The sequence below is a fragment of the Geobacillus sp. ZGt-1 genome, assembly GCF_001026865.1.
Classification (GTDB): Bacteria; Bacillota; Bacilli; order Bacillales; family Anoxybacillaceae; genus Geobacillus; species Geobacillus thermoleovorans.
This window is the reverse complement of the sequence record NZ_LDPD01000025.1, coordinates 63798-64887: the sequence shown is the minus strand read 5'-3', so window position 1 is coordinate 64887 and position 1090 is coordinate 63798. Positions and strand designations below refer to the sequence as shown.

The following is a 1090-nucleotide window of genomic DNA, read 5'->3' as shown; positions in this document are numbered from 1 at the left end:
GGCGCGGGGAAAACGACGCTGTTTAACTTATTGACGGGCGTGTATGTGCCGACTGACGGGCGGATTATGCTTGACGGCGAGACGTTGAACGGACTGCCGCCGTATAAAATTACGCGCAAAGGGATCAGCCGGACGTTTCAAAACATTCGCCTGTTCGGCGAGCTGTCGGTGCTCGACAACGTGAAAGTCGCCTACCATGCGCACGCCCGCCATTCGATCGCGAGCTCCATTCTCCGCCTCCCGTCCCATTTCCGCGGGGAAAAGGAAATGGAAGAAAAGGCGATCGAGTTTTTGAACATTTTTCAGCTTGACGGCGTCATGCACGAGAAAGCGAAAAACTTGCCGTACGGCCAGCAGCGCCGGCTTGAGATCGCCCGGGCGCTGGCGGCGCAGCCAAAAGTGCTTTTGCTTGACGAGCCGGCCGCCGGCATGAACCCGCAAGAAACGAAAGAATTGATGAACTTGATCGCGTTTATCCGCGAACGGTTTGCGTTGACGATTTTGTTGATCGAACACGATATGTCGCTTGTGATGGGCATTTGTGAGCGCATTTACGTGTTGGACCACGGCCAATTGATCGCCCACGGCACGCCGGAACAAGTGCGCAGCAACCCGAAAGTGATCGAGGCTTACCTTGGCGAGGAGGTGTCGTGACGTGTTGAAAGTGGAGGCAATCGATGTGTTTTACGGCAACATTCATGCCTTAAAAGGCGTATCGCTTGAGGTGAACAAAGGCGAGATCGTCACGCTGATCGGGGCGAACGGCGCGGGGAAAACGACGCTTCTGAAAACCATTTCCGGGCTGCTTAGGCCGAAAAACGGCGACATCGTGTATGAGGGAGCCTCGATCGCCGGCAAGGCGGCGCAGACGATCGTCAAGCAAGGCATTTCCCACGTGCCGGAAGGGAGGCGCGTTTTCGCCAATATGACGGTCGAGGAAAACTTGGAGCTCGGCGCGTTTTTGCGCAAAGACAAAGAAGGCATTCAACAAGACTTTGCCAAAGTCTTTCAGCTGTTCCCGCGCCTTGAGGAGCGGCGCAAGCAGCTGGCCGGCACGCTTTCGGGCGGCGAGCAGCAAATGCTCGCCATC

Annotated in this window: 2 protein-coding genes; both read left to right on the top strand. The window is 56.3% G+C overall.

Features of this window, described 5'->3' with window-relative positions:
- A partial coding sequence (locus VU18_RS12990) for an ABC transporter ATP-binding protein (RefSeq protein WP_236687399.1) occupies positions 1-654 on the top strand: 654 nt, incomplete at its 5' end.
- A gap of 1 nt (position 655) precedes the next feature.
- On the top strand, positions 656-1090 hold a 435-nt coding region (locus VU18_RS20455; RefSeq protein WP_047758281.1), incomplete at its 3' end, for an ABC transporter ATP-binding protein.